This is a genomic window from Blastomonas sp. (genome assembly GCF_030373265.1).
Taxonomy (GTDB): Bacteria; Pseudomonadota; Alphaproteobacteria; order Sphingomonadales; family Sphingomonadaceae; genus Blastomonas.
Map to the genome: position 1 here is coordinate 97,878 of NZ_JAUCZC010000002.1, position 13,266 is coordinate 111,143.

Annotated in this window: 10 protein-coding genes; 3 read left to right on the plus strand and 7 right to left on the minus strand. The window is 63.7% G+C overall.

The window, feature by feature from the left end:
- Positions 1–59: 59 nt before the first annotated feature.
- The 5 genes from QUV11_RS01600 to QUV11_RS01620 all read right to left on the minus strand — a co-directional run bounded on the left by QUV11_RS01600 (position 60) and on the right by QUV11_RS01620 (position 8,672).
- The gene (locus tag QUV11_RS01600; protein WP_300880163.1) at positions 60–2,237 is read right to left on the minus strand and encodes a M3 family metallopeptidase; all 2,178 of its coding nucleotides are present in this window, start codon (positions 2,235–2,237) and stop codon (positions 60–62) included.
- Between the two features lie 156 nt (positions 2,238–2,393).
- On the minus strand, positions 2,394–3,242 hold the full coding sequence (locus QUV11_RS01605; RefSeq protein ID WP_300880164.1) for a phosphodiesterase: 849 nt from the start codon (positions 3,240–3,242) through the stop codon (positions 2,394–2,396).
- A 44-nt stretch (positions 3,243–3,286) separates the two neighbouring features.
- Positions 3,287–5,158 (minus strand): cytochrome c3 family protein, encoded by a 1,872-nt coding sequence (locus QUV11_RS01610; protein WP_300880165.1) that lies wholly within the window; start codon positions 5,156–5,158, stop codon positions 3,287–3,289.
- Between the two features lie 43 nt (positions 5,159–5,201).
- Positions 5,202–6,113 (minus strand): hypothetical protein, encoded by a 912-nt coding sequence (locus QUV11_RS01615; protein WP_300880166.1) that lies wholly within the window; start codon positions 6,111–6,113, stop codon positions 5,202–5,204.
- Positions 6,114–6,116: 3 nt separating this feature from the next.
- Positions 6,117–8,672 (minus strand): cyclic nucleotide-binding domain-containing protein, encoded by a 2,556-nt coding sequence (locus tag QUV11_RS01620; protein ID WP_300880167.1) that lies wholly within the window; start codon positions 8,670–8,672, stop codon positions 6,117–6,119.
- 267 nt (positions 8,673–8,939) lie between these two features.
- Here QUV11_RS01620 and QUV11_RS01625 point away from each other — a divergent pair, with 267 nt between their 5' ends.
- Both QUV11_RS01625 and QUV11_RS01630 read left to right on the plus strand, forming a co-directional pair.
- Positions 8,940–9,956, plus strand: a complete 1,017-nt coding sequence (locus tag QUV11_RS01625) for a tetratricopeptide repeat protein (protein WP_300880168.1) — start codon at positions 8,940–8,942, stop codon at positions 9,954–9,956.
- A gap of 185 nt (positions 9,957–10,141) precedes the next feature.
- On the plus strand, positions 10,142–10,894 hold the full coding sequence (locus tag QUV11_RS01630) for a LuxR family transcriptional regulator (RefSeq protein ID WP_300880170.1): 753 nt from the start codon (positions 10,142–10,144) through the stop codon (positions 10,892–10,894).
- Positions 10,895–10,906: 12 nt separating this feature from the next.
- Here QUV11_RS01630 and QUV11_RS01635 read toward each other — a convergent pair whose 3' ends face one another.
- Together QUV11_RS01635 and QUV11_RS01640 are read right to left on the minus strand one after the other, a co-directional pair.
- A complete protein-coding gene (locus QUV11_RS01635) occupies positions 10,907–11,881 on the minus strand; it encodes a glutathione S-transferase family protein (protein ID WP_300880171.1) in 975 nt (324 codons plus the stop codon).
- A gap of 92 nt (positions 11,882–11,973) precedes the next feature.
- Positions 11,974–12,639, minus strand: coding sequence for a YggS family pyridoxal phosphate-dependent enzyme (locus QUV11_RS01640; RefSeq protein ID WP_300880315.1), 666 nt, complete (start codon positions 12,637–12,639; stop codon positions 11,974–11,976).
- A 29-nt stretch (positions 12,640–12,668) separates the two neighbouring features.
- Here QUV11_RS01640 and QUV11_RS01645 point away from each other — a divergent pair, with 29 nt between their 5' ends.
- On the plus strand, positions 12,669–13,226 hold the full coding sequence (locus QUV11_RS01645; protein ID WP_300880172.1) for a thiamine phosphate synthase: 558 nt from the start codon (positions 12,669–12,671) through the stop codon (positions 13,224–13,226).
- Positions 13,227–13,266: the final 40 nt, after the last annotated feature.

Below are 13,266 nucleotides of genomic sequence, written 5' to 3' on the forward strand. Positions count from 1 at the left end.
AGGACGGACCGATGCAGGCAGGATAACACCCGCACCGGTCCGACCTCATTAACCGGTGATCAATCGCGATCGCCCGATGGTGTTCCGCCGACAGCCGCCACCCCGGTCGGGAAGCCGCGCCGCTTGAGCAACGCATTCACGTCGGGATCGCGGCCCCGGAACGCACGGTACGCCTCGACCCGCTCGGTCTCGTTGCCGGTCGACAGCAGTTCCTTGCGGAAGCGGTCTGCGATCTCGCGGTTCCAGACGTCACCCGATTCCTCGAACGCTGCCCAGGTGTCCGCGTCCATCGTCTCGGACCACAGATAGCTGTAATAGCCCGCCGAATAGCTGTCCGACGAGAACAGATGCCCGAACTGCGGCAGACGGTGACGCATCACCATCTGCGAAGGCATGCCGATTTCCGCCAGCGTATCCTTCTCGAAAGCGCGCGGATCGGCGACCGGGTCGGTCCGATAGTGCAGCTTCATGTCGACGATTGCCGAGGCGAGATATTCGACTGTCGAGAAGCCCTGGTTGAAGGTCTCGCTGGCGTTGATCTTCTGCACCAGCTCCGCCGGGATCGGCTTGCCGGTCTGATAGTGCGTTGCGTAGTTTTCCAGGATGTAGGGCGTCAGCAGCCAGTTCTCATTGACCTGGCTGGGATACTCGACAAAATCGCGCGGCGTGCCGCGCAGGCCGGGATACTCGACATCGGTCACCAGCGAATGCAGCGCGTGGCCGAACTCGTGGAACAGGGTGGCAGCATCGTCGAGGCTGATCAGCGCGACCTCGCCAGCCGCAGGCTTGACGAAGTTGTTGTTGTTCGAGGCCAGCACGTTGCGATCCCCGCCCAGCCGTTGCTGCGCGCGGTACGATGTCGCCCATGCGCCCGACCGCTTGCCGGTGCGCGCATAGGCATCCATGTAGAACAGCCCGACATTCTCGCCGGTCAGCTTGTTGGTGACGACATAGGTGGTGATGTCGGGGTGGAAGACCGGCACCTCGCCGGTGTTTTCCTTGAACTCCAGATCATACAGCTTGCCCGCAGCGTCGAACATGCCCTGGATCATCTTGGAAAGCTGGAAGTAAGGCTTGATCTCGTTCTGGTCGAGATCGTACTTTGCCTTGCGAACCTTCTCCGAATAGAAGCGATAGTCCCAGGGCTCGATCTTCAGACCCGCGCCTTCGGCATCCGCGACCGCCTGCATGTCGGCAACCTCCTGGTTGACGCGTGCCACCGCAGCGGGCCAGACCTTCATCATCAGGTCCATCGCCCGTTCGGGGTCCTTGGCCATGGTGTCGTCCATCCGCAGATGGGCGTGGGTCTTGAAGCCCAGCAGTTCGGCACGCTGCTGGCGCAGCTTGAGGATCTGCGCGATCGTGGCGTTGGTATCGTTGGCGTCGTTGTTGTCGCCGCGCATGACATACGAGCGGTACACCTTCTCGCGCAGCGCGCGGTTGGTGGCGTTCTCCAGCACCGGCTGCATCACCGAGCGGGTGTTGACCAGCACCCAGCCATCGACCTTGCGCTCTTCCGCCGCCGATTTGAGCGAACCGACGAAGCTGTCGGGAAGCCCGGCCAACTCCGCCTTGTCGGTGACGACGATGTACTTTTCCTCATCGGCCTGCAGCTTTTCGTTGAAGGTCGAATACAGCCCGGCCAGCTGACCGTTGATCGTGATCAACTGCGCCTTGGCGGCATCGTCGAGCAGCGCGCCGCCGCGCACCAGGCTGTCATAATTGCGCTCGACCAGCCGCTTCTGCTGCGCATCGAGGTCCAAACGGTCGCGACGGTCATAGACCGATTTGATCCGTACCAGGATGCGCGGGTCCAGCGTTAGTTCGTTGTAGAACTTGGATATCTTGGGCGCCCATTCGGCCTGCATCGCGCGAACCTGCTTGTCGGCGAGGTTGCTGGTATAGACACCCCACATCGCGAACACGCGGTTCATCCGGTCGCCGGCCAGCTCGAGCGCAAGGTTGGTGTTCTCGAAGGTCGGCGCAGCCGTGTTGCTGGCAACCGCTTCATACTCGGCCTTGAGTTCGTCCATCGCAGCCTGGATCGCCATGGGGAACGCTTCGGTGCTGACCTGATCCCAAGGCGGAACACCTTCATAGGGGCCGGACCACTCCTGATAGATCAGCTTCGCCTGTGCATCCGCGGAGACCGGGGCAGCCTGTTGTGCCATCGCCGGACCCCCTGCCAAACCCATTGCAAGCGCCGATGCCGCCATCAGCAGAACTGTCTTTACCATCTTGTTCCCTTTGTCTCTGGCCCCCGCTGCTTTCCCATGTGGGCAGCGCGGAGTTGGTCGCAAGGGGCAGGCGCAAGCGTGCGCGCCCCGTGCCGATGGAGCGTGTTGGCATGTCCTCTATCGAATTGCCAGCGGCAGGCGACCAACCGCGCCCGGTTAAGCCGGCCGCTCGGCCAGCAGGCTGCGCACCAGCGGCTGCATCTTTTCGTCGTAACGCGCCAGCATCACATGGTCGTCGGCTGTCTCGTAATGCGTGATCAGCTCGCGACCGTTCCACCAGTGCAGCGCGAAGGCGGGCGGATCGGCGATGATCATGTTGCGGCCATCGGGCACATCGGGGTCGATCGGCGCGAGCTCGAGCGCCACCTGCGGCGCGCTCGACGGGCAGATCGCGACCGGAAAACCGCTCCAGCTGCTGACGATCGCGCGATGGATATGGCCGCAGACCATGCCGATGATGTTCGAGTGGCCCGCAAAGCAGTCGCGCAGCCGTTCGACCCAGGGTTCCTCGGGATGGGTGTTCATCCATTCGATCCCCACCTCGATCGGCGGATGGTGCTGAACGATCAGCGTCGGGCGATCGGTCTGCTCGGCCAGCCGCGCTCGCAGCCAGCGCGCCCGAACCTCGCAGAAAGCCCCGCCATGGCGCCCGTCCTCCAGCGTATCGAGCACCAGCAACCGGATCGGGCCGGCGTCGACCTCATACTGGACGAATCCGTCGACGACCGGGACGTCGGGGAATTGCGCGCGGAACGTGTTGCGCTGGTCGTGATTGCCCAGGCACATATGCACCGGGAACGGACATACCGAGAGCGCATTCTTCAGCCGGCGATAGCTGTCCTCGTCACCCCGGTCGATCAGATCCCCGGTCGCCAGCAGCATATCGGGCAGCGGATCGAGGTCGCACAGCATGTTGACCACCTGATCCAGCCGCTTGCGGTTGAATTCGGCAGGATTGTCCGGATCAAAGCCCAGATGAATATCGGTGATCTGGGCAATCAACATCCGGCGTGCTGGTCCTCGATTGTGGGTCAGGTCGGTCTCGCCGGCTATGGTCGCAATCGGGCCATTGCGACCGCTGGATGTGCCATGGCCGCCGTGTTCTCTGGCCGCTTTTTCTTCTTGTCTTGCTCGCGAAGCAGCCATGGAGCCCCCTTGTCGGCGTGGTAATCGTGACACATTGCGCAGGTGGATTCGACAGGTTTCTTGACCTTGATCAGCGCATCACCGGTTTCACCCACATGGCAGGTGCGGCAATCCTTGATCCCGGGAAGCAGCAGGTCGGACGCCGCGCTGGATTTTTCGGCAAGGTGGCAGCTGGTGCACTCTTCCTTGTCGTGCGCGTCGTGCGTGAACCAGCCCTTCTGCAGATAGCGGCTGGTCTGCGCGACCGGAGCAATCTTGTAGTCCATTCCGCCCGAAGACGATGGCGGAACGACGACATGGCAATCATAGCAGGCGCCGCCGCGGCTGAAGACCTGGCGGATCGCCTGATCGGCGCGGGTGCCGCGGAAGTTCACCGCGCGGGCATAGTCCGCCGCGGTCCGCCTGGAATTGACGATGCCAGGCCGCTGGCGCGCCAGACTGCCCAGGTTGATCGGCCGGGTCGGCGCGGTCGAGCGATAGAAGGCGCGAAGATCGGCCTTCACCTGCTCGGGTTCGCCATGGCGCAGCGTGCGGAAGGTGCCGCCGACCTTGTCGAACGACAGGCTGTGGCACATCGCACAGCTCTTCTCCATGTCGACCGCGACAAAACCGACGTTGTTCTTGTCCGCCTCATGGCAATCGGAGCATTCGAGGGCATCACCGAAATCGTATTTCGCCGAGAGCCGCCGCCCCATCTGCGCAACACCGCCGGTCTTGTTGAGGTGCAGGTCGTGCGGGAATTTGAGGCCGTTGTTTTCCTTCGGCTTCTTGTCGAGCGAGATGCGCTTGCGCGGCGCCTTGGCATCGTCGCCCGCGAGCGGACGCACCAGCACGGCGGGCTGGAACTGCGGATGCGCAGTGCCGAAATCGGCGGCATTGTCGAGCTTGGTGTTGGTCAAGCGCGTGTCCATCCCGTCATGGCATTCAGCACAGAATCGCTGCTGAGTAGCCTGCATAGCACCTGCCCCCTCATGCTCGGTGTGACATTCGACACAGCGTCCTGCCGGTTTGTTGAAACTGGCGGCCACGAATCGGGTGAAGGCGGCAAATCCGGTGGGGTCGCCGCGCGCGGTGAGCTGGCGCTGCATCGGCGCATGAGGGCCTGCATCCTTTTCGTGGCAGGTCATGCAGGCGTTGTCGCGGACCGAGACGAAGGCATCGACATGGCACGACTGGCAATCGTCCTTGAGCGTCTTGTGCGCGAGGCTCAGCTTGCCCGACGACCACAGGCTGTCGGCGTGGAAGCCATCAGGGCGCGAGACTTTTTCCTTGTACGCCAGGTCCTTGTAGCTCGACCAGGTATAGATCGGCCAGGCCAGGCACGCGATCAGGATCAGCAACGCAAAGCCCCACGCGCTCATCCGCTTGCCGGGCAGCAGGCCCTTGAGCGAATAGATCGCACCCTCGTCCTTGTCCTCGGCGCTGTCGGACACCGCCTCGACCCGGCGCACGGTAAGGGTGACCCCCTCGCCCTCGGAACCAACCGCAATGATATGGCCGCCAAAGCGCAGCTCGGCACCGCGCGCGATGTCGATCGTCGCCGTTTCCACGCTGCGACCGTCGACATCGAACGGCTGCTGCGATTGCGCGGTCACGATCAGGTCGTTGCCGCGCCGATCAACCCGCGCGTGAACCGGGTTCACCGCCAGATCGGGCAGGTGAACGCCATTGCTGGCATTGCGACCGATGAAGATCTCGTCGCCCGCCACCTCGGTCTGGCGGACAATCTCGCTGCCATCTGCCTTCAAGGCGACCTGGCGGACGATAAACATCATTCAACTGCCCCCAAAACCCGTAAACCCTGCCCCCGGTGGCGCGTCACCAATAGAAGAACACGCTGAAAATATGCGCCGACAAGGCTGCGAGCAGCGCGAATGTCATCGGCACATGGACGAACAGCCACACCTGGAGCATCGACTTGATCTGCAGATGCTTGCGCAGCCGGGCCAGCGTCGATTCCTTGCGCTGCAAAAGTCCGTCGACCTTGTCGAGCGGATCGTCTCCCATCCGTGGCTGATAGGCGCGCATCCGCCGCAATTCGGCGATTGCCGCGCGAGTCTCGCAGCCGCGATAGCTGTTGCCGATGCGCTGGAAGAAATTGCCATCGAACGGGTCCTGCTCGAGCGAGGCCTGCACCAGCGCCGCCTGCGCCGGATCGAGCGGCTGTGCAGCATCGTGCAGCTGCCGGTCGAGCGAGCGCAATTGCTCGATCATCATCCGCTCGGTCACCGCGCCATCGCTGTCGGCGCGATTGTTCGACAGGTTGTCGGGCAGCGTGGCATAGAAATAGATGCCGAAGATCCCCGATATGATCACGATCATCATCAGCGACCACGCCAGTGTGTGGACGTTCCAGCCGAGCTGGAAGCCGGTGTGCAGTGTGCCGATGACGATCAGGCTCAGGCCCAGATAGACATGCGCGCTGGTCCAGGCCTTGAGCGACCAGCCCCCCGGCGTGATCGCGCGCTTGCGCAGGCCCAGGCAGGTCAACCACAGGATCAGCAGCGCACCGATGGTGCCCAGCGTATAGCCGTACCACGAGCCGCCATTGTGGCGCGGCTGCACATCGACCAGGAAATAGCTCACCAGACAGGTGATCGACAGCACCGTGGCGATCTTCATCCAGCGGAAGTTGCGATGCCGCAGAAAGCCATCGTGCATCGAATTGCGCTGGCGACCCGTGGTCTTCTTGCGGACCGCAGGTGCAGCGGGCTGTGCTTGGGTGGCCATGGCTTAAGCCTCTTCCTGCTCGAGCCGTGCGACGGTCAGGAATTCGTCGGGCGCGACGCGGATCGCCGCTCCCGTCGGGCAGGCGCGCACACAGCTCGGACCGCCCTCGATCCCGGCGCACATGTCGCACTTGATCGCCTTTTTGGGCTTCTCGACACCGGGATCGCTGTTGGCATAGGCCCATTTCTTGCTCGGCTCGCCCGGGCCGGGGCCGAAGCCGAAGAACAGCCAGGAGAGCAGGCTGGGCTTCTTGGGCGGCACCTTGTCCATGCGGATCACGCCATAGGGGCAGTTGCGCTGGCAGTTGCCGCAACCGATGCAGGTGTCGTTGATATAGACCTCGCCATCGGGACCGCGGTTGATCGCGTTGGGCGGGCAATCGGCCATGCAGTGCGGGTGCTCGCAATGGCGGCAACTGGTCGGCACGTGCAGATGGGCATAGGACCGCCCGGCCTCGCGGTCGAGCCGCGAGAGCCCGTCATGGCTGTCGGCGCACGCCTTTTCGCAATTGTCGCAGCCCACGCACAGGCTCTCGTCGATCAGCAGCACGTCGGTCGCCTCGCCGATGCCGTTCTCGACGAGGAAGTTGGCGACGCCCGAATACATGTCGACCACGCCCGAGAAGCTGTCCTTCTTGGCCTCGATGAAAGCGTTGATGTCCTGGCGGCTGGCCATGTCGCGCTTGGCGCGCTTGAGCAGTTCGGGATTGGCCTCGAGCACCTTCTTGAAGGCATCGCCGTCGATACGGATGACCTCGGACTTGATCGCGGCCTTCACCGTTGCGGTGCGCCTTCCGCCCGCGATCAGCGCCATTTCGCCGACGTAACTGCCTGCCGGCAGATACGACAGGAACACCGGCTTGCCGCCGATTTCCTTCTCGACGATCATCGATCCCACGCGGATCACATAGATCTCGTTGCCCTCGTCGCCTTCCTTGAGGATCGCCTCGCCCGGCTTGACCTGACGGATCTTGCTGGTCTCGACCACTTCGGCGATGTCGTCCGGTTTCAGGCCCGAACCGAACATCTGCAGCAGCAGCCGCTCGGTCGAAATCCGCTCGATCGCCTTTTTCGCGGTCGGCACCTGGCTCTGCAGCTTGAGCGCCGCATTGCGCGAGATTTCGACGCAGATCGTGTCCTCGGCCGCCACCACGGTCGCCCCGCGCCGCCGCCCCGAGATCAGCCCGACTTCGCCGAAGATCGATCCCTGCCCGATCGGAACGATCTTGCTGGTGTCACTGGGATCGATCTGCACCGCGACCGAACCTTGCGCGATCGCGAACAGCGATGATCCGGGCGCGGCGCGTTCGAAGATCACATCCCCCTTGCGGTAGAACTTGGCATCGGAATCGAGCATGAATTCGCGCATCTGCAGCGGGTTCATGCCGTTGAGGATGGTGACGTTCTCGCGCAGCAGGTCGAGCCACTCGGCAACCGACTTGCGCCCCGGAAGGTCCCTGAACTTGGCTTCGAGGATGGGCTCGTCCGCCGGCTTCAGCTCGGTGTTGCCGTTGATGAACTCGATGACATCATAGCCCTGGTTCATGCAGTGCTTGATCAGCGGATAGCCCGCCAGCGCGCCGATGACGAAGATTCCCGGCGCGGTCGATTCGAACACCGGCGACAGCTGCGGAAATGCCAGGCGATCCGCGCTGGTGAACGCGATGCCGCATTCCTCGATGAAGGCGCGCGGCGGGGCAGAACCGATGCGGGCGATGATCCGGTCGCAGCGCACGCGTTCCTCACCATCGCGGGTGCTGAAGGTAATCCAGCCCGGCTCGACGCTGGCAGTATCGGTCTCGAAGCGGATGAATAGCTTGCCGGCATTGCGATCGCCGAGCAGCGCCAGCGCGTTGGCCTCCTTGGCGGTGGGGAAGGATTCCTTGGGGCTTGGCGCTTCGGGGCCACGGCTGACGATGGTGACGACATTGCCCTGCGCCGCATCCTCGGCAAGGCCGCGCGCGTTCTCTATCCCCGCATCGCCCGCACCGATGACCACGATATGCTCGTCGACATATTCGGTGGGATCGTCGAGCTGATACTGGACATGCGGCAGGTCGCCGCCGGGGCAGCGCATGCGGTTGGGGTTGCCCTGGGTGCCGATCGCGAACACGACGTTTTCCGCCATGATCTTCTCGCCGTTGGTCAGCTCGATCTCGTACGGCGGCGCGTAGCGCTGGATTTCCTTCTTGGTGATCGTGCCATCGCGTCCGCGCATCTCGATGACATGGACGCTGCCCTCGATGGCGGGGCCGGTGCCGCGGATCGCCTTGGCTTCCGCATTGAACTTGACGTTGACGCCGAGTTCCTTGGTGCGCTGGTTCCAATTTTCCAGAATCGCCTCGCGCTTGCCGGCCTCGAATTCCTGGTCCGAACGCAGGACGAGCTGCGATGGCGTCGCCATCACGTGCTTGCCCTTCTGGTACTTGTAGATCGTATCGGAAAGGTGGTCGGTCTTTTCGAGCAGGATGTGGCTCAAGCCAAGACTCGCGGCGCGACCGGCGGCGCTCTTGCCCGCCGGGCCCGACCCGATGATAGCAACGCGGAAAATCTCGCTCACAGGTTCGCGTCCCCCATTTGCGGACGCACACGCGTCCGCGCTTGCATGGCTGTGGCAGACCAGCCTGGCATCGTGCTGCCCGATCTCTCCCCGATCGGTACCGCCAACGCCAGATTGCTCCGCAGCCGCAAGAACTTGCCCAAAATTCGGTTGCGAACCCTATGCCGATATTTCTAGCAAAGAATGTGATCTTTACCACTTAGAAATTGGAAATTTCGGGTGATCGGCTAGCATGAGCCCCTGACACGCGGACGAAGAGACACCCAGATGACCCAGAGCACTCCGATATCTCCCGCCGCGCCGCCCGAGGGCCCCGCCCCGGCAGCACGCCCGCGCGGAGGATTCGGCATCGCCCGCATCGCATTGTTTGCTGCGGCGCTGATCGCCGCCGGAGCGGTGGGTTACAAGGTCTACACCGATCAGGCGCCGACCAACGCCGCGCCAACTGCGCCCCTCGCCGCCGATGGCGCACCCGCCTCGGTCGATCAGGTGATCGCCGCGCTCGAGGTCAAGCTGCAGGACAATCCCGATGACGCCGAAGGCTGGCGGATGCTGGGCTGGTCATATTTCGAAACCGGGCGCTTTGCTGAATCCGCCACCGCGATGCGGCGAGCGATCCAGTTGGCTCCGGGCAATTCGGAGTTTCACTCGATGTTGGGTGAGGCGTTGGTGATGGCCAGCAAGGACTCGGCGATCAGCCCCGATGCCCGCGCTGCATTCAAGCGCGCGGTGGAGATCGACCCCAAGGATGCGCGTGCACGGTATTTCCTTGCCGCCGCCAAGGACATCGACGGCCAGCATGCCGAGGCGATCGAGGACTGGTTCGGGCTGCTCGCCGAGACCCCTGCCGATGCGCCTTACGCCAACGACATCCGCGACGTGATCCGCAATGTCGGCAAGGAACGCGGGATCGAGGTCGAGAAGCGGCTCGCCTCGGCGAAGTTTGCACCGCCCGCAGGCGGGTTCCAGACCGATGGGGCGCAGGCCGCGACCGCAGGCATCCCCGGCCCAAGCCCTGACCAGATGGCCGCCGCCGCAGCGCTGCCGCAGGGCCAGCAGGATATGATGGTCGCACAGATGGTCGACGGCCTTGCCGATCGGCTGAAGCGCGAGCCGGGCGATACCGATGGCTGGATCATGCTGCTGCGCAGCCGGATGCAGTTGGGTGAGACCGGAAAGGCGCAGGCCGCGTTGCGCGATGCGACCGCAGCTTTGAAGAACAACGCCGCCGATCAGCGCCGCGTGCGCGAAGCGGCGTCGGCACTGGGCGTACCGGGGGCCTGACCCTGGGGCTAAGGAGTCACCAATGGCTCCGATTTGGACCAATGTAACCGTATAATGATTGCTTGAAACGTGGGGAGCAAATAGTTTGCTCTCAATGGTTTGCACGCCATTAGCCAAGTCGTGGCATGGGCGCTCGCGTCTCTGGCGCACCCTATCTTACCCATCAACCTAAGCCGGGACGCTTTATGCCGGAGCTGGATCATATCGAGCAGAGCTGGCGCGCGATCGAGTCTGCGTCGACGCTCGACCTTCTGCTGCACGTGATGGTGGCTGCCGCGCGCCATATCGGGTTCGAATACGGAGCCGTTGCGCGTCACGTCCATGTGCAATCCGGGCTGATGCTGCCTGAGATCAAAAGCAACTATCCCACCGAATGGCAGGACGTGTTCCGGCGCCGCGACTACAGCCTGTCCAGCCCCATTCTGGCCGCGTGCCAGCGCAGGGGCGGCGCGATCCGCTGGAGCGAGCTCGACGCCATCATCCCGCTCACCCGCATCCAACGCGAATATCTCGACGAACTGCGCAGGCTGGGCCTGGCCTCGGGGTGCACCGTCGCCAGCCATATGCCCGACAGGCCGACCGTTTCGGTGCATTTCGTGGTTCGTGACAACGGCGCGCTCAACCCGCGCGCGTTCATGCTGGCGATCCTGCTCGGCACCGCCGCAGGACAACAGGCACGCTCCTTGTGGCAATCGGCGCTGCCCGACGCCGCGGCCGAACTGGCCGAAAAACTATCGCCGCGTCAGGTCGATTGCATCAAGCTGGTGGCGCGCGGCATGACGAGCTGGGAAATCGCCAGCGTGCTGGGCATATCCGACCAGACCGTCAGCGAATACCTGACCGACGCCCGCCGCCGCCTTGCCGTATCCAACCGCGCGCAACTGGTGCTCAAGGCACTGAAGCAGGGCTATTTCACGCTGGACGATGTCACCGAATAGGCAGGCCGCTGGCTATGCCCGTTGCGCCTGCCACCCCGGGATCATGGGATCTGGACCCACAGGGACCACCCCAGTCGGATTGATGGTGTCGTGGCTTTCATAATAATGATGCCGGATGTGCTTGAAGTTCACCGTCTCCGATAGACCGTCGAGCTGGTATAGTCGGCGCGTAAAGGCCGCGAGGTTGGGGTAGTCTGCAATCCGGCGGATGTTGCACTTGAAGTGGCCGTGATACACCGGGTCGAAGCGGATCAGCGTGGTCCAGAGCCGGATATCGGCTTCGGTGAGCTGCTCGCCGACCAGCCAGTCCTTGCCCTCCAATCGCGTCTCGAGCTCGTCGAGCATGTCGAACACCGGTACGACCGCGTCTTCATATGCCTTTTGCGTGGTGGCAAAGCCCGCCTTGTAGACGCCGTTGTTCACCGCGTCATAGACCCGGTCGTTGAGCGCGTCGATCTCGTCGCGATGGCCCTCGGGATAGAGATCGAGATCGTTTGCGCCGCAGGCATCGAAGGCGGTACCGAGCATGCGCAGGATATCCGCGCTCTCGTTGTTGACGATCGTTCCGGTCTTGGTGTCCCACAAAACCGGCACCGTGACATGCCCCGAATAGTCGGGTTTGGCCCGGGTGTAGATCTGGTGCATATTGTCCGCGCCGCACAGCGGATCGGGGGTCACGCACTCACCCTCGCGGAAGGACCAGCCGCCTTCCTGCATCCGCCAGTGTACCACCACGAGCTCGATCGCGCCGGCCAGTCCTTTCAGATGGCGTGCAATATTGGCGCGGTGCGCCCATGGACAGGCCAGGCTGATATACAGCCGATACCGGCCCGGCTCAGCTTCAAAGCCGCCCTCGCCGGTGGGCCCCGGCGCTCCATCGGGCGTAATCCAGTTGCGAAAAATGCTGTCGTCGCGCTCGAACGCGCCGTCATCGCCGTCGCCATAATCCCATCCGTCGTGCCATTTGCCGTCCTTGAGAAAACCCATCGCGTATCAACCCTTGCTTGATCTGTGTTCAGACAAAGAGCGAAGCGCGCGCGTTTGTGTTCCCTCCTGGCGCGGTTTCTTTGCGTCGGCAGCTATCGTGCGCCGAACAGCGCGGAGCCGATCCGGACATGCGTCGCGCCGATGCGCACCGCTGTCTCGAAATCACCCGACATGCCGATGCTCAGCTGCTCGAGCCCTGCCTCGCGCGCCAGCTTGGCCAGCAACGCGAAATACGGGGCGGGTTCGACATCGGCGGGCGGCACCGCCATCAGGCCGATCACCGGAAGACCAAGCGCGCGTACCTGTTCCAGAAACTGCGGCAGATCGGCGATCGCACAGCCGCCCTTCTGCTCTTCTTCGCCGATGTTGACCTGGACGAAGCACGGCACCTGCCGCCCCGCCTTGTCCATCGCGGTGGCCAGCGCCTTGGCGAGCGACATCCGGTCGAGCGAATGGATGAAGTCGAACAGCGCGACCGCCTCATCCGCCTTGTTCGACTGCAACTGGCCAACCATGTGCAGTTCGAGATCGGGGTAGCGCGCGCGCAGATCGGGGAACTTGGCTTCGGCCTCCTGCACCCGGTTTTCGCCGAACACCCTCTGGCCCTCGCCGACCAGCGCCTCGATAGCCTCGACGGGCTTGGTCTTGGAAATCGCGATCAGCGTGGTCGATCCTGCCGGGCGACCGGCGATCTTTTCGGACTGGGCGATGGCGGCGCGGATCGTGGTCAGCGGCGTTGCGGTGGTGTGGCTGGGCATATTCATGGGTCGCGGCTATAAGCCCGGTCATGCGCCGCCGCCAGCCCGGAAAATCAGCCCCGCCCCGCCTGTGGCTGATCAGCGACGCGCGCAACGATGCGGTTCTGGAGCGCGCGATTGCCCGGATGCCCAGCGGATCAGGGCTGGTGTTCCGCCACTACCACCTGCCGCCGGAGGAACGGCGCGCGCGGTTTGACCGGCTGGCAAGGCTGATCCGCATGCGCGACGGCGTGATCGTGCTAGCAGGCGATGCCGGGGCCGCACGGCGCTGGCGGGCGGATGGATGGTATGGCGCGCCCTGTGGCGGGGCAGCCGGCACGCTGATCCGTCTGGTCACGGTGCACGACCTGCGCGAACTGCGACGGGCAAATGCGTTGCACAGTCGCGGCACCCAGGCGCTGATCTCGCCCGCATTCGAAACACAAACCCATCCAGGCGGCGCAACGCTGGGTGTGCCGCGATTTGCAGCGCTGGCGCGATTGTCGCGCCTGCCCGTCATCGCCTTGGGCGGAATGACCCGCACCCGTGCCCGGCAGATCGCACATACCATCGACGGCTGGGCCGCGATCGACGGTCTGTCGGGTTAAGCCGCCCAGCCGGTCACGGATCCGCAGACGGCAGGGCCCT